Origin of the sequence: Butyrivibrio sp. NC2007, assembly GCF_000421405.1 — a bacterium.
In the GTDB taxonomy this organism is placed as follows: Bacteria; Bacillota; Clostridia; order Lachnospirales; family Lachnospiraceae; genus Butyrivibrio.
In genome coordinates this window covers 1-15,719 of record NZ_ATWY01000010.1, presented here as the reverse complement: position 1 = coordinate 15,719, position 15,719 = coordinate 1, and the positions used below count along the sequence as shown (strand labels likewise).

The window sequence follows — 15,719 nt, the reverse complement described above, 5'->3', positions numbered from 1 at the left end:
GACCGGAGCTTTGATATAAAAAATAAGGGAAGAAAGAAACCAGTATGGCTCTTTCTTCCCTTTTGTACGTTATGACGATAATTGCAGAAGATTGAAGCTGGTATTTATAAAAATTTTATATATTTTATTTTCTTTTGATTATGTACGTTTTATAGAATATAATTGTAATAAGGGATGAATGTACAAAAATATCAATAATGTTGGGAGTTTAGGAGAAATTGCCAATGAAAAAGTGGAAGAGTCTGCAGATTGTTCTGTTTGTTGTTATGTGCGTAGGTCTCAATATAGGTGGCAAGTTTTTGGCTGTATGGCTTGAGCTTCCGCTTTGGGCTGACTCTTTTGGCACGGCACTTTGTGCTTATGTCTTAGGACCTGTATGTGGCGCCATGGTCGGAGTTACGGGAAATCTGGCATACTCTTTGGTGAATCCGCTCTCAACCATATATTCAATTACCAGTATTGCTCTGGGTATTATTGTTGGAATAGCAGCCAGGAAAAACTGGTTTGATTATCTCTATGGCTATATGAAAGCCGCTTCTTTAGTTGTTCTGACAGCACTCGTCGTTTCAGTTCCCGTCAATATGATATTTACAGAAGGTTTTACCGGAAATAAGTGGGGAGACGGAGTGATTTACTATCTTTTTGATAGGAATTGGCCTCCGTTTTTGTGTTTTGTCTTCGGACAGCTGGCACTTGAGTTTGTAGACAAGGTTCTTACAATAGGTGCAGTTTTCGTTACGGTTTTCTTAATGCATATCAAGGACAATCAGGATGAAATTGATGCAGTAAGGAAGGGCACTACAACAGGAGCTGCTCTTATCCTGTGTCTGTCGATGTGCTTATCTTTCCCTTCAAAAGCAGAGGATATTACTGCGGATACTACGGAAGACTACAACGACTATGTTCAAAGTGTTTACAGCTCCAATAATGGCCTTCCCTGTGGTGAGGCAAATGATATTGCACAGACCAATGACGGCGTGCTTTGGATTGGTACTTACGCAGGACTCTATAGGTATAACGGAAGGGAATTTCGCTGGATAGACAATTATGAATCTGTAAAAAACGTAAACTGCCTCTATGTAGATGAAGAGGGACGACTTTGGATCGGGACCAACGATAATGGTCTGTCCATTGTTATCCGCGAGAAGGTAGTAAATGTTCTTGATCAGTCCACAGGGCTTCCTTCGAATTCTGTTAAAAGTATAGTTCGTGCCACTGATGGATACTATTATATTGGTACCAGCGGAAGTATGCAGATCCTGGTGATGAACAACGGACTTAAGGCTGCAAGTACACTCCCCGAAGTTTATTATGTTGAGAGTATAACCGCTGATGATGAGGGGCATGTAGCTGCCATTTCATCAGATGGAACGCTATACCTTCTTAAGAGCGGTAATATTTTAAATTCCATTAAGCTGTCCCAGGATGGAGAGGAGTTCAATTGCTGTACCTTTGCGCCTAACGGAACGCTTATGGTCGGAACTTCTACCAATAATATTTACAACTACGACATCTCAGCCGGAAGTTTTAAGAAGATAAGAGTAACCACCTGCGAGGGCGCTATCAATATTAATGACATCAGCTTTTTAAATAACGGAACCATGTTTGTTTCATCTGACAGCGGAGTTTCTTATTCTAATATCCATGGGTTCCATCATCTTAATACCAACGATTTTAATAATTCCATTGATCATATGTTGTGTGACTATCAGGGCAATCTTTGGTTTACATCATCAAGACTTGGCCTTCTTCGTCTTGCAAAATCTCCGTTCAGGGATGTTTACGGCGCTATCGGAATGGAGAGAAACGTGGTGAATTCCATTGTTTCCTGGCAGCGAAACTATTATATCGGAACTGATAAAGGTCTGGATATAGTAGACAAGGGATGTCACAACGAGATAGAAAATGAGCTTACAGAGGAGCTTGAGGGAAAGAGAATACGATGCCTCTACGTTGACCAGAAAAACCATTTGTGGGTTTGCACCTACGGAAACGGCCTTATAGAGTATTCACCCACCGGCGAAAGCTGGGCATATAATGCTGATAACGGAAGCTTTGGAAGCAGAGCACGTATCGTGACAGGGCTTTCTGATGGCACCATCATTGCAGCGGGAGATACCGGCATCAGTTACATAGAAGACCATAAAGTAACAAAGACAATAAAGAACGAAGATGGTCTTATTAACTCCATGATCCTTACCATTACCGAGATGAGAGATGGAACAATCCTGGCAGGCACAGACGGAGACGGCATTGCGGTAATAAAAGACGGCAAAGTAGAAAGGATGCTTACCAGGGATGACGGCCTTAGCAGCGGTGTAATTTTAAGGACAATAAAGGATCCGAAATCCGAAGGCGTATTTCTCGTTACCAGTAACAGTCTGTGTTATCTTGACGAGAACAAAAATATCAGAGTTCTGGACAAGTTCCCTTACTTTAACAACTATGATATCTGGGTAAAGGATGCGGATACTCTCTTTGTAATGTCCAGTGCCGGAATCTATGTTGTTGAGCGTGATGAACTTGTTGAAGGCGGCGAGATTGCCTGGGAGCTTTTAGATGCAAGAAGAGGACTAGGTACATCACTTACAGCCAATTCCTGGAATTATTACAACGGAAACGGAGAGCTGTTCCTTCCTTGTGATACAGGTGTTTATGTCATCGATGTTGAAAAATACAACAGCGATGTAAGATCCTATAGAATGCAGCTGGCAGCTGTAAAGCTTGACGGAACTCCGGTTCCTATAGATCGCCATGGTTCAATTACTATCGGTCAGGGCATCAGCAGAGTTGAACTTGATCCCGAGATATTAAACTATACCATTCAGGATCCAAATGTGGGCTATTATCTTGAAGGTTATGATACCCAGTGGACCAAGGTTGCGCAGAATAACCTCAGCAATATCATCTACGTAAACCTGCCCTCAGGCACGTTCACATTCCATCTGGCAATACTGGACAGTGCCGGAGAACAAGTGCTTGAGGAGCGAAAGTTCACGGTAATAAAAGAAGGTGAGTTCTATGAACAGTCAGGGTTCTTATTATATATGCTCCTTGTACTTATAGCGCTGATCGTTTGGACAACCTGGCTTGTGGTTCAAAGACAGCTCCGTCAGCAGCAGGTTAAGATCAATATGGCAAATGAGACGGTCATGGCCATAGCTAATTCCGTCGATGCCAAGGATGTTCGTACAAGTCAGCACTCATCCCGTGTAGCGGATTATGCTGTGCTTATTGCAGAAGAGATGAACTGCTTCCCCTGGTGGCAGAGAGAAAAAGCTCTTTCAAACCTTCGAAAAGCAGCACAGATGCATGATATCGGTAAGATTGGAATTCCTGACAGCGTGCTTAATAAAGTAGGTCGTCTTACGGATGAAGAGTATGCCAAGATGAAATCCCACGTAGTAAGCGGAGCAGAGATCCTTAAAGACTTCACGCTGGTTGACCATGTTCAGGACGGAACAAGATATCATCACGAGAGATACGACGGCCGTGGATATCCGGATGGACTAAAAGGAGAGGAGATACCTCTTTTTGCAAGAATAATCGGTGTGGCGGATGCTTTCGACGCCATGACTTCAAACCGTGTATACCGTAATCACATGGATAACGATTATGTTATGAATGAGATGAAGAGGGGAAGAGGAACACAGTTTGATCCTGATGCCCTTGATGCGTTCCTTCGTCTAGTAGACAAAGGAGTTATCGACCTGGAAGCTATTTATGGCCAGAAACAGTCAGAGATTCAGAAGGTTGATGAAAAGTCACAGGAAGAACTTGAGAGAAGGCAGAAGGAAGATAAACAGATACAGGAAGCTGAAATGAAGAAAAACGAACCGGCTCAGGATAAGGCGGAGAAAGGATAAGGTATGAAAAAAACTCATATTATAACTTTTATAACATGCCTTGTTTCGCTCGCTGCATTCTGTATTGTGTTCAAGATCCTCAATCCTTCGGTGGGCAGAGATACACTAAAAGTTGGCTTTATTTATGACAACGACGAGAGCACTCCATATACTTACAACTTCTCTCTGGCAAAGGACGCACTGGAAAAGAAATACGGTGATCATGTAGAGATATTTACCTGCAGCAACGTTCTTGACGATGAGATGGAAGAGCCTTTAAGAGAGCTTGCAGACAAGGGGTGCGATATCATCTTTTTCAACGGTTATAGTGAGATGGTTAAAGAGCTTGCTCCTGAATATCCCAATACCCAGTTCTGCCAGACTTCGTATATGGATATGAACGGAGTTCCCGTTCCGGAGAATTACCACACATTTAAAGGGGAAGCTTATCAGGGAAGATATGTCAGCGGAATTGCTGCCGGCATGAAGATAAAGCAGATGATAAGCGAGGGAACAATAAGATCTGATGAGGCCTTGGTAGGCTTTGTCGCAGCATTTCCAACATCTGAAGTAATATCCGGCTACACGGCATTTTTGCTGGGAGTAAGAAGTATTGTTCCAGAAGCTAAGATGAAGGTCTGCTACACCAATACCTGGAGCAGCTATGCTCATGAAAAGAGTGCAGCGATGCAGCTTATTAAAGACGGATGTGTTATTTTGTCGCAGCACACCGATACCATTGGACCTGCCATTGCATGTGAAGAGGCTTCAGCCAAAAAGGAAGTTTACTTTGTCGGCTATAACCAGAGTATGTCAGAGGTTGCACCGGGATCATCACTGGTAACATCCAGAATTTGTTGGGAGCCATACGTGCTTGGAGCGGTTGATGCTGTGATGAACAGCAGAGAGATTGAGAGCGTTGTACAGGGAAGCGTTCACGGAACTGATATAGCAGCAGGATATGAGTTCGGATGGGTTGAAATAGTTGACTTAAATCTCCAGGTCTGTGCTCCCGGAACACAAAAAGCCATGAATGTTGCGATAGATAAATTCAAGAGAGGACACAATGACTTCGTTTTCTGGGGAGATTATACAGGAACTGATCCAAAGAACCCGTCTGATAAGATAAGTTTAAAGAATGGATATATTGAAAATCAGAATACGTCGTATCCGACCTTTCATTATATCCTTGATGATGTGATAATAATTCTAAAATAAAAGAACCGTCCCCGGTGACCCAGGGGACGGTTTTCTTAAAATCTTACTTACCGAGGATTTCGTGAACAGCAGCTTTGATGTTCTCATCCTTAGCATTGGCATCGAAGTACTCAAGGAAGTGCTCACCTGAGAATGCACCCTTAACAAGGTCCTGATCAAGGCTCTTAAGAATAGCAGGAACATCCTGAACTACAGTAACCTTTCTTACCTCGTCGAGGATCTTCTTGTTGCGCTGCTCAGGAACAGCTCTTTCTCTTGGATATCCCTGTCCGCTTGGCTCACTAAAGAGCTTCTCGAAGCTGTACTCAAGATTTAATTCGGCACCCCAGCCTGACTTAAGGGCGAAGTTCATGGCGATGGCATTTCCGTCATTAACCTGTGCAAAAGTGTAGGCATCAAGAGGATCTGTTACGTGTCCGCAGATAACACCAGGGAAGCTGTTGCATGCAAGCATAGCGCCTTCGCCTGTTCCGCAGCCTGTAACAACATAATCGGCAGCGCCGGAATTAAGGAGCACACAGGCAAGGATACCGTTCTGTACATAGGTAAGCTGTGCCTCGTCCTCTGCTGAGTACATTCCGTAGTTAAACACTTCAAAACCGTGCTTGTCAGCTACCTTCTTGAGCGCGCCATAGATCATTGCGTTCTTGGCTGCTTGAGAATTCTCATTGATAAGAGCAATTTTCATTTTAAATCCCTCCAAAACAACAGTAGTTTAAATAAATGTATATTTTGATAAGTATATTTTATTTTTCGAATAGACCTGTGTCTACGCTTTTGAGGTCAATGTGTCATATTTTCAAGATTTTAGTCAAAAGATATTTGTTAAGAAAAAATTAATATTTATCTTTCAGTTCAGGAAGGTTTGTGCTATACTATCAAAAGTGTGTATGATTTTCGAGGAGAGAAACTGTATGTGGGGAAGCATATGGCTTCTTTTGTTGCATTAATTTTTATTATGAGGGGAAGTAAGGGATTTAGTTTTGAGCACGGCAAGAGTTAATAGTTACAGAAATTCGGACAAGAGTTACAGCAGAAACGTAACTGTCAGAAGACCAAAAATAAGGAAGAGGCGCCACTACGATATGAGAAAGATCGCAGTAATAGCTGCAGCATCAGTTTTGGCAGTAGTTGGCGGATATACAGTTTATAATCACCTTCCTTTTGTAAAAGTAAATAAAGCGATAGCAGCAGGAAACAGATATACTGAGGATGCTGATTACGAGGCAGCAATCGATTCCTATTCAGAGGCAATCAAGATAGACAAGCACTCAGTTACAGCCTACAGCAATATGGCAGGCGCATTCCTTAGTATAGATGATTCTGAGTCTGCCAAGAAGATCCTCTATGATGGATGGCAGAACACTGAGAACACAGGTCTTTTGGACAACTACCACACAGTTATCTTAAATGAAGCGGTAGATTCCATGAACACCAAGAACGCTGATATGGAGACAGTTCTTTCCATAGAATCAGTGCTTAAGGATGACAACACCAACAAGGATGCAGTAGAGCTTTTAGATGCAGCATATACAAGAGTTTTTGATGATGCATACAGCTACAACGCAGATGCACTCTTTAGATCTGATGCTTCAACATATTCAAGCGAGCGCGGAAGTGATACCTTCTCATTTGAAGAGTATCTGAACTTTGAGAAAGAGCTTTTGGCAATATATGAGACCAACCCTACTGACGAGCTTAAGAAGGTAATCCTTGAGTACGCTACACCCGGAGTCAGCTCTTTTACCATGAACTACTCAGACGTGGAGGCTTATCAGGAGCTGATATCTCAGGTTGAGGCTGCCTGCGGAACAGATGAGAACCTTGATTCATTTAAGGAGTGCCTTTCAAACGCACAGGAGGTTCAGGCAGTTTTTGCTGACATCTTCACACAGCTTGATGTTGGAAATGTAGATGAGCTCAGAAGCTTTGTTGTATCAGATGAGTATCTGGCTCTCAGAGATATCTTTTTAAATGATGAATATACACCTCAGGAGAACACAACCTATGTGCCAATAAGCCGTGAGGCAATGATCCTTAACCGAAATGACGGGAAATGGTCCTACAGGTTCCTTGATTTTGAAGAGAATCCTGAGACAACAGGTGTTATAACACTTTGGGCCAACTTCTTTGAGGATGATGGTGTACAGAGAGATTCAATTTCTTATGAGCCCGGCGCTATAGACGGACAGCTTTATCCTCACACCAAGTACGACGTAACTTACCTTAAGAGCTATATAACTTCAGGTAAGTCAACCAAGACCATCAAGATGAATTACAGGCTTGAGACCACCATCACTTCTGAAGATGGAAGTACCATCAATTCCATCGTCGGCGACTGGGGTGGAGAAAACGAATGGGAAATGGATATCGATACCATCGAATCCAGGATTAGAGCATAATATGAATAATATTGATAGTGAGCCAAAGTGTGTGATCATATCAGCGGGAAGTTTTCCGGAGGTGGAGATAGACCTTCGGGAGGGCGATCTTTGTATCGCGGCGGACGCGGGATTTGGTTACGCGCAAAGGCTCGGTATTCTACCGGACCTCATTGTGGGAGATTTTGATTCAGCAAAAGACGCACCACCTGAGGTCCTTCGTGGTATTAGGGAAATTGCAGAAAATGATCCGGGGCGCGTCGTGCAGCTGGAAGTGATGAAGGATGATACAGACACCATGCGTGCGGTGAAGATAGGCTTATCTAAGGGGTATCGGAAGTTCTATCTCTACGGTGCTATGGGAGGAAAGCGCTTCGATCACAGTTTTGCCAATATCCAGACACTTGAGTTTATAAAACACCAGGGAGGCAGAGGATATATAATGGACAGGGACTCCATGCTCTTTTTAGCAGAGAATGAGACTATTAAGTTTCACAGGGGAAACACAGGAACCCTCTCGGTATTTTCTTTATCGGAGGTATCCCGTGGCGTGAGCCTTAAGGGCCTTTTATATGGCATGGAGGATGGCGAACTAAGAAGAGACTTTCCGCTGGGTGTGAGCAATGAGTTTATCATTGATGAGGAAGCGGAAGTTACAGTCAAAGAGGGGACTTTGCTCATTAGCGTCATCTGGGAATAACTAAACAAATGAGAGAGGAATGAAAAGAGAATGTTGTGGGTTAAAAAGCTTAAGGAGGATGCCAAGGGGATTTTCAAAGAGCATCCTGCTTCTATTGTCAGTGTCTTTATTTTTGCAGTGTGTACTGCGCTTCTTGAGGATATTTTGAATGTTAAGGATCATAGCAGCATTTGGAAGATCCTTACCTTTATCCAGACTTTATCATTAGGCCTTATTTTCGGCTTTGTCCTATGTGAATCCAATTACAATTACAAAAAACAGATCGGCAAATTGCAGAAGCTCTTTGATGGAAGAGGGTCTTTGATTTATGCCATTGTGATGGCGATATCTCTTTTACTCAGCATAGTTCATGCCTACAGACAGGCATATATTACGTCAAAAGATCTTTCTGCTTCTGCCGAGCTTGGAATCAGGTTTGATATATTCTATCGCTTTTTCTGGGTGTACATTGCTGTGTGCATTATAAGCGCATGGTACTTCATGTACAAAAAGAGCGGAGAGTCTTTTGAAAGCTACAGCGTAAAGGCTTTCCTTGGAAGCCTTAAGGCGCTGGCGGTCTACGCTGTTGTAGCAATAGGATTTCTCTGCATTATCTGGGTGTTCGATTCACTTATCGTAAGCTTTGATTATGCCGCGACTGTGGAACTCTTAATTGCAGCACTTGTCGGATACCCTGCGCTGCTTGTGGGCCTTTCAAAAATGGGAGAGAACATGGCGCGCTTTTCAAAGGTCATGGTGGGCTATGTATTCACCAGACTTCTGGCAGTCGCTGCGGTTATCGTATATGTCTATCTTCTTAAGATAATCTTTACCTGGACATTCCCTTCCAACGAAGCCTACACCATTACCACATCTTTATTTGCCACAGGGCTTGTTGTAATAACAATGGCTCAGGGCTGCACCGAGGGTGGGCTATTAAAGATGCTTAAGATTTCTCCGCTTTTATTTGTGCCTTTTATCGTGGTTCAGATCATGTGTCTTGCCATGAGAATTGGTCAGTACGGGATCACAACCAGAAGATATCTCGGAATCATGTTTATTGTTTTCGAGGTGATCTACCTTATTTACTATGTTTACAGGTTTCGAAAGCAGGAGGGGATTGGTGGATTTCTTTTCCCAATTGCTCTGGTCCTCGTGGTTATCTACTATCTTGTGCCCGGAATCAATGTCTATGCGGCAATTACCGGCTCTCAGAAGGCAGTGGTAATGAAATATGTCGTGGCAGCTGCAGGCGGTAATGAGATAAATTCTCAGGAAAAAGCCAAGGCGAAGTCTGCTTACAGACAGATTGAGAACAACGGTAATGCAGAAGGATTGCGCTTTTTAAAAGAGCTTGAGGAGAAATATCCTGATATTGATTTTGGTGATGAGCTTGGCACAAGTGATTCCTACTATTATGAAGATACATTTGGGAACGATAAGGAAATCTATGCCTATAACGATGTGGATGTGATAGATGTCTCAAGATACAAGAATCTTGCTGTGATCAGCACTCATGCAGATGATGACGGTGGGGAGATTGATGTCACAAGGTTTGAGCTTAAGGCTTCAAACGGTCAGGAAACCTCAGTTGTCGGATATGCGGACCTGTCTTTTATGGTAAAAGAGCTTGAGGCAGCTTATGACAATGATGGAATAGAGTATGATTTTACGCATACCATAAGCACACCTGTTGTCACACCGGACGGCGGCCTTTTATATCTGACCAGGGTATATCTGCGCATCGGAGAAGACGGGGATGTTGAGTATCTTGATATTGACGGGTACTACGCTTATCACTAATTATAAAAGTATTGTTAAATGCTTGTCATATGTGACCTCAATGAGATATACTATGCAAGGACAAATATGTTTTGATCTATTGTAAAAATGGAGGATATAAATATGAGAGGTTCTAAACCTACAGTTCTTTTAGTTCTTGATGGATATGGTCTTAATGACAATCCTGAGTATAATGCCATTGCAATGGCAAACACTCCTGTAATGGATGGCCTTATGAAGGATTATCCCTTCGTAAAGGGCTACGCTTCAGGTCTTGCTGTTGGTCTTCCTGACGGACAGATGGGTAATTCCGAGGTTGGTCACATGAATATGGGCGCCGGCAGAATCGTTTACCAGGAGCTCACAAGAATCACAAAGTCTATTGAGGACGGCGATTTCTTTACAAATGAAGGTCTTATGCAGGCAATCTACAACTGCAAGGAGAAGAATTCAGCTCTCCATATGTACGGCCTTGTTTCAGACGGTGGTGTACACAGCCACATCACACATATCTATGGCCTCTTAGAGCTTGCTAAGAAGAACGGCCTTGATAAGGTATATGTTCACTGCTTCCTCGACGGAAGAGATACTCCTCCGGAGAGCGGAATTGATTTCGTACAGCAGCTTGAGGACAAGATGAAGGAGCTCGGCGTTGGTGCCATCGCTTCAATCTCAGGTCGTTACTACGCTATGGACAGAGATAACAACTACGACAGAGTAGAGATCGCATACAATGCACTTACAAAGGGCGAGGGCAACAAGGCTGATTCAGCTCACGAGTGCATGGTCAACTCTTACAAGAACGGTAAGACAGACGAATTCGTAATTCCTACAGTCATCATGAAGAACGGTGCTCCTGTAGCTACTATCAAGGATGGAGATTCAGTCATTTTCTACAACTTCCGTCCTGACAGAGCAAGAGAGATCACACACTGCTTCTGTGATGATGAGTTTGATAAGTTTAACAGAGGACCTCGTAAGGACGTAACTTACGTTTGCTTCACAGATTACGATCCACTTATCCCTAACAAGGAAGTTGCTTTCAAGAAGGTTCAGCTTACAAATACCTTTGGCGAGTGGCTTGCAAACAAGGGAATGAAGCAGGCTCGTATCGCTGAGACAGAGAAGTATGCTCATGTTACATTCTTCTTCAACGGCGGTGTTGAGCAGCCTAACGAGGGCGAGGACAGAGTACTTGTAAACAGCCCTAAGGACGTTCCTACTTATGACCTTAAGCCTCAGATGAGCGCTCCCGAGGTTTGCGAGAAGATCCTTGATGCTATCAATTCTCAGAAGTATGACGTAGTAGTAGCAAACTTTGCTAACCCTGACATGGTTGGACACACAGGCGTTATTCCTGCAGCTGTTAAGGCTATCGAGGTTGTTGATGAGTGCGTTGGTAAGATCGTTGATGCTATTAAGGCAACAAACGGAACACTGTTCATCTGCGCTGACCACGGTAATGCAGATATGATGGTTGACTATGAGACAGGAGAGCCTTGGACAGCTCACACAACAAACCCTGTTCCTTTCATCCTTGTTAATTATGATCCTGCATACACACTTGCAGAGGGCGGATGTCTTGCAGATATCGTTCCTACGCTTATTGAGTGCATGGGCGAGGAGAAGCCTGCTGAAATGACAGGAAAGTCTCTTCTTATTAAGAAATGATTTAAGAAAGAATTGACTCGGCGTTACTAATATGTTATATTAACTGTTGCGTGTTTTTAATGATAGTTTTACCTTTGGAGGTTTGATCGTGAACGTTTTAGGTTATGTTTTCGGAGTATTATTTATCATAGTTTGTGTCGCACTTGTAGTTCTCGTGCTTGCTCAGGAAGGCAAGAACCAGGGACTTGGTGCAATTCAGGGAACAGTTGAGAATACATATTGGAGCAAGAACAAGGGCCGTTCAAGAGAGGGCGTTCTTAAGAAGATAACAATTGCTCTTTCAGTTCTTTTCATTGTTTTGGCTATTGTTCTTAATATGGGAATCCTTTAATTCCCTAATTTCTTTTGATGAATTGTTTTAAGGCACTCTAATTTTAATTAGGGTGCCTTGTTTTATAGGTAGAGTTTATGAGTAAAGGAAAGCGCATAAAGCGCATGGATGACAGCCTTTTTGGCACAAAAAAGAATAATAAGAACTATGTGGTAGGCCAGTTTATAAGCAATGCCAGAGGCTTTGGCTTTGTGGAAGTTGAAGGGATGGAGGAAGATATCTTTATCCCCGAGGACTATGTTCACGGAGCCTTCCACACAGATACCGTTGAAGTTGAGCTTTTACCTGACTCACAGGGTAAGAGACAAGAGGGACGTATCAGGAATATACTGGTAAGAGGAATTGAGGAGATCGTTGGAACCTACCAGGGTGAGAAGAACTTTGGCTTTGTTGTTCCTGACAACGGCAAGATCACAAGCGACATCTTTATTCCCATTGAGCACCACGGAGCAGCTGTGACCGGAGATAAGGTCGTAGTCACCATTACTGATTACGGCGATCCCATAAAGCGCAAGAAGCCCGAGGGCAAGGTCAAGGAGGTCATTGGCAATATAAACGACCCCGGAGTTGATATTTTATCAATTGTCATGGGATATGACATTCCCTACGAGTTTCCGGAGAAGGTCATTAATCAGGCAAACAGATGCCCCGATCAGATCAGTGAGGCTGACATGTATGGCCGTAAGGATCTGCGTGATGTTGTTATGGTCACCATCGACGGTGAAGATGCAAAAGACCTTGATGATGCAGTAAGCCTTCATATAGATGAGGAAGGTCTTTATCATCTGGGGGTTCATATTGCGGATGTAACCAACTATGTTCAGGAGAGCTCGGCCCTTGACAGAGAAGCTCTTAAAAGAGGCACCAGTGTATATCTGGTGGACAGGGTTATCCCCATGCTTCCCCACAGGCTTTCAAACGGAATCTGTTCGCTCAATCACGGTGAGGACAGACTCGCTCTTAGCTGCCTTATGACTTTTGATAAGAACGGCGGACTTGTTGATCACGAGATTGCAGAGACTGTCATTAACGTCAATGAGAGAATGAATTACTCAGACGTTGCCAGAATATTAGAGGATGAGGATCCTGAAACCATAGAGAAATATAAAGAGCTGGTTCCGATGTTTAAGGAAATGGCAGAGCTCTCGTCAATCCTTCGCAAGAAGAGGGAGAAGAAGGGCGCCATCGACTTTGATTTCCCGGAGTCCAAGATCATCCTTGATAAGGATGGAAATCCTGTTGATATTGTTCCTCATGAGAGAAATACTGCTACCAAGCTTATAGAGGACTTTATGCTGGCTGCGAACCAGACGGTTGCAGAACATTTCTTTTACCTGCAAAGTCCCTTCGTATATCGTATCCATGAGCAGCCGGATCCGGAGAAAATGGCTACACTGGCGACTTTTGCCGGACACCTTGGCCATCATATGAAGATAAGAAATGACGGTGAGGTTAAGCCAAAAGAGATTCAGAAGCTCCTCAAAAATATCGAGGGCAGCAAGGAAGAAGCCGTTATCAGCAGAATGGCGCTGCGCAGCATGATGCAGGCCAAGTACAGCACTGAATGTACAGGTCACTTTGGACTTGCTTTTGATTTTTATTGTCACTTCACATCGCCCATCAGGCGTTATCCGGACCTTCAGATCCACAGGATCATCAAGGATCATTTGCGCGGAAGGATGACCGAAGCTAAGGCTCATCATTACACAGAGATTCTGGATGAAGTAGCAAAGCACTCATCCGAGACCGAGAGAAGAGCTGAAGAGGCTGAGAGAGAAACTGACAAGCTCAAGAAGGCTCAGTATATGGAGAATCACCTCGGAGAGCGTTTCGAGGGAGTTATTTCAGGTGTTACAGCCTGGGGACTTTTTGTGGAGCTTGAGAATTCCTGCGAGGGAATGATCAGAGCAGCATCCATGGAAGATGACTTCTATGTATATGATGAGAACAACATGAAGCTTGTTGGAGAGCGCTATCACAAGGAGTATAATCTTGGACAGAAGGTCTGGATCAAGGTTGTGGGCGCTGACAGACTCACCAAGGCTATAGATTTTAAGATAATTGATCCCGATGCTGAGGATGACGGAGACGATTTTGTTGAGTATTCCGAAGCAAGAAAGGCTGCGGAGTTTAGGGCCAGCAAGGTCAGAAAGCTCATGGGAATCGCCCAGGAGGTAGCTGAAGAAGATGATGAAGACGATGGTTATGAATATGATCATGAGTCTGGGGTGCACAGTGAAGCTCCAAGGAAGAAATCAGAGCCAAAAAAGAGCAGAAAAAAGGTAAATGTTCGTGGAGAGATGGTGGACCTTAGGGACGTGGAACCTGACCCCAGAACCGGTAAGCCTAAGCTCAAGAAACCTGCAGGAAGGAAAGTGTACAAGGTACATAAGTACAAGAAGTCTGCTACCAGCAAGGCAGCCAGGAGCTCCCAGGGCAAGGGCAGAAAAAAGAAGAGATAACAGATTACAGGTGATAAACAATGGCAGAAGATAATAAGGCAAGGAAGCTTGTCGCAAACAACAAAAAAGCATATCACGACTATTTCATAGAAGAGAAGTACGAGGCAGGAATTGAGCTCTTTGGTACTGAGGTCAAGTCTATCCGCCAGGGAAAGTGCTCCATCAAGGAAGCCTGGGTTACTATTGATAAGGGAGAAGCTTTCATTAATGGTATGAATATCAGCCCTTACGAGAAAGGAAACATCTTCAACAAGGATCCTCTTCGTGTAAAGAGACTTCTTCTTCACAAGGCTGAGATCAGAAAGATTGACCAGCAGAAGATGACTGCCGGCTACACTTTAGTGCCCCTTGAAGTTTATTTCAAGAACGGAAGAGTCAAGGTTGAGATTGGTCTTGCCAGAGGTAAAAAGCTCTACGACAAGAGAGCCGACATGGCCAAGAAGGATCAGCAGAGGGAAGCTATGAGGGACTTCAGGCAGAGCTTTAAGTAAAGGAAAAATGAGTCACCGGGGACGTTTCAGATTGACTCATTTTGAGTCAATCTGAAACGTCCCCGGTGACTCAAAAAACTAAACCTGCAGGTTATTGATTTTATAATCAAAAGCCGATATACTGATTAAGCAAATTGAATAAGGGTTAGTAAAGGTTTCGACAGGGATTTTGAAGCTGGAGAAGCTATCCGAAGGACGGTTGCGTTAAACCTCAAATTAAAATTAAACGCTAACGATAATTTAGCACTCGCTGCCTAAGTGCGGCGCGTCGGCTCTGATGCACCTACACATCAGATAACCGGCGTCAAACTTTGTAGGAAACGACATGGAAGATGCCTCGATTCCATGGACGTATCAGGGGCTACCGATTATCTGCAGTTGCCAGTTACCGCAGGTATGAGGGAACAGGAATGCAGAATTCCGAAATAACCGGCTATGATAGTAGAAGGACAGGGGATGAATTTTTGGACGCGGGTTCGACTCCCGCCTAATCCATTAAAAAGAACGGCTCAGTTGAGCAATGTCATTAAGATAAGATGACAACAAAAAGAAATAGAGAACTGAGAACCTGAATAAGGTAATCAGTTCTCTTTTTTTGATGGTTTTTAAACCTTCAGGGCATAGAAAATAGGCAGATGTCCATCTGCCGAAATGATAGTATAATTAGTTTGTTAAGCTACTCTGTACAGAAAGCTTATAGCGGTTTGGACTTTGACTTTGCGAGGGTCTTTGCGTCCAGGTCGGATTGGAAGAAGCTCTTTACTGATGAGGAATTCCACGTCAGGAGGAGCTTCCTTCTTTATTGATAGAAAATGGCGACATATGTGGATAGCCCTCGTGTAGTTTAATTGATAAGCAT

At 43.5% G+C, this 15,719-nt stretch carries 9 protein-coding genes, 1 other RNA gene and 1 pseudogene; 10 read left to right on the top strand and 1 reads right to left on the bottom strand.

Going from position 1 to position 15,719, the window contains the following annotated elements; genetic code table 11:
• The first annotated feature begins 224 nt into the window (after window positions 1-224).
• Both G632_RS19445 and G632_RS19440 read left to right on the top strand, forming a co-directional pair.
• Window positions 225-3,866 (top strand): HD domain-containing phosphohydrolase, encoded by a 3,642-nt coding sequence (locus G632_RS19445; RefSeq protein WP_022768730.1) that lies wholly within the window; start codon window positions 225-227, stop codon window positions 3,864-3,866.
• A gap of 3 nt (window positions 3,867-3,869) precedes the next feature.
• Window positions 3,870-5,063 carry a BMP family ABC transporter substrate-binding protein gene (locus G632_RS19440; protein ID WP_022768729.1) on the top strand — a complete coding sequence of 398 codons (1,194 nt, stop codon included), beginning with the start codon at window positions 3,870-3,872 and terminating at the stop codon, window positions 5,061-5,063.
• A 43-nt stretch (window positions 5,064-5,106) separates the two neighbouring features.
• On the opposite strand, the gene G632_RS0109100 is transcribed toward G632_RS19440, so the two are convergent.
• Window positions 5,107-5,751, bottom strand: a complete 645-nt coding sequence (locus tag G632_RS0109100) for an RpiB/LacA/LacB family sugar-phosphate isomerase (RefSeq protein ID WP_022768727.1) — start codon at window positions 5,749-5,751, stop codon at window positions 5,107-5,109.
• A 295-nt stretch (window positions 5,752-6,046) separates the two neighbouring features.
• Here G632_RS0109100 and G632_RS0109095 point away from each other — a divergent pair, with 295 nt between their 5' ends.
• The 8 genes and pseudogenes from G632_RS0109095 (at window position 6,047) to ssrA (ending at window position 15,358) form a co-directional block, all read left to right on the top strand.
• Window positions 6,047-7,465, top strand: a complete 1,419-nt coding sequence (locus tag G632_RS0109095) for a tetratricopeptide repeat protein (RefSeq protein WP_155828871.1) — start codon at window positions 6,047-6,049, stop codon at window positions 7,463-7,465.
• A 1-nt stretch (window position 7,466) separates the two neighbouring features.
• The gene (locus tag G632_RS0109090) at window positions 7,467-8,144 is read left to right on the top strand and encodes a thiamine diphosphokinase (protein WP_022768725.1); all 678 of its coding nucleotides are present in this window, start codon (window positions 7,467-7,469) and stop codon (window positions 8,142-8,144) included.
• A 30-nt stretch (window positions 8,145-8,174) separates the two neighbouring features.
• Entirely contained in the window at window positions 8,175-9,926 is a 1,752-nt protein-coding gene (locus G632_RS0109085) for a DUF4153 domain-containing protein (protein WP_022768723.1), read from the top strand.
• Between the two features lie 102 nt (window positions 9,927-10,028).
• Window positions 10,029-11,576, top strand: coding sequence for a 2,3-bisphosphoglycerate-independent phosphoglycerate mutase (gene gpmI / locus G632_RS0109080; protein ID WP_022768722.1), 1,548 nt, complete (start codon window positions 10,029-10,031; stop codon window positions 11,574-11,576).
• An 88-nt stretch (window positions 11,577-11,664) separates the two neighbouring features.
• On the top strand, window positions 11,665-11,907 hold the full coding sequence (gene secG, locus G632_RS0109075; RefSeq protein ID WP_022768721.1) for a preprotein translocase subunit SecG: 243 nt from the start codon (window positions 11,665-11,667) through the stop codon (window positions 11,905-11,907).
• 68 nt (window positions 11,908-11,975) lie between these two features.
• A pseudogene (rnr, locus tag G632_RS0109070) lies at window positions 11,976-13,997 on the top strand (ribonuclease R); the annotation flags it as partial.
• Window positions 13,998-14,389: 392 nt separating this feature from the next.
• Complete coding sequence (gene smpB / locus G632_RS0109065) at window positions 14,390-14,860, top strand: SsrA-binding protein SmpB (protein ID WP_022768718.1); 471 nt, start codon at window positions 14,390-14,392, stop codon at window positions 14,858-14,860.
• Window positions 14,861-15,002: 142 nt separating this feature from the next.
• Window positions 15,003-15,358: a transfer-messenger RNA gene (ssrA, locus tag G632_RS21740) on the top strand.
• Window positions 15,359-15,719 lie beyond the last annotated feature (361 nt).

What these genes read in the sequence shown, in the direction of transcription:
- G632_RS19445 (WP_022768730.1), top strand. Translation starts at nt 225, where the DNA reads ATGAAAAAGTGGAAGAGTCTGCAGATTGTTCTGTTTGTTGTTATGTGC.
- G632_RS19440 (WP_022768729.1), top strand. Translation starts at nt 3,870, where the DNA reads ATGAAAAAAACTCATATTATAACTTTTATAACATGCCTTGTTTCGCTC.
- G632_RS0109100 (WP_022768727.1), bottom strand. Translation starts at nt 5,751, where the DNA reads ATGAAAATTGCTCTTATCAATGAGAATTCTCAAGCAGCCAAGAACGCA.
- G632_RS0109090 (WP_022768725.1), top strand. Translation starts at nt 7,467, where the DNA reads ATGAATAATATTGATAGTGAGCCAAAGTGTGTGATCATATCAGCGGGA.
- G632_RS0109085 (WP_022768723.1), top strand. Translation starts at nt 8,175, where the DNA reads ATGTTGTGGGTTAAAAAGCTTAAGGAGGATGCCAAGGGGATTTTCAAA.
- gpmI (WP_022768722.1), top strand. Translation starts at nt 10,029, where the DNA reads ATGAGAGGTTCTAAACCTACAGTTCTTTTAGTTCTTGATGGATATGGT.
- smpB (WP_022768718.1), top strand. Translation starts at nt 14,390, where the DNA reads ATGGCAGAAGATAATAAGGCAAGGAAGCTTGTCGCAAACAACAAAAAA.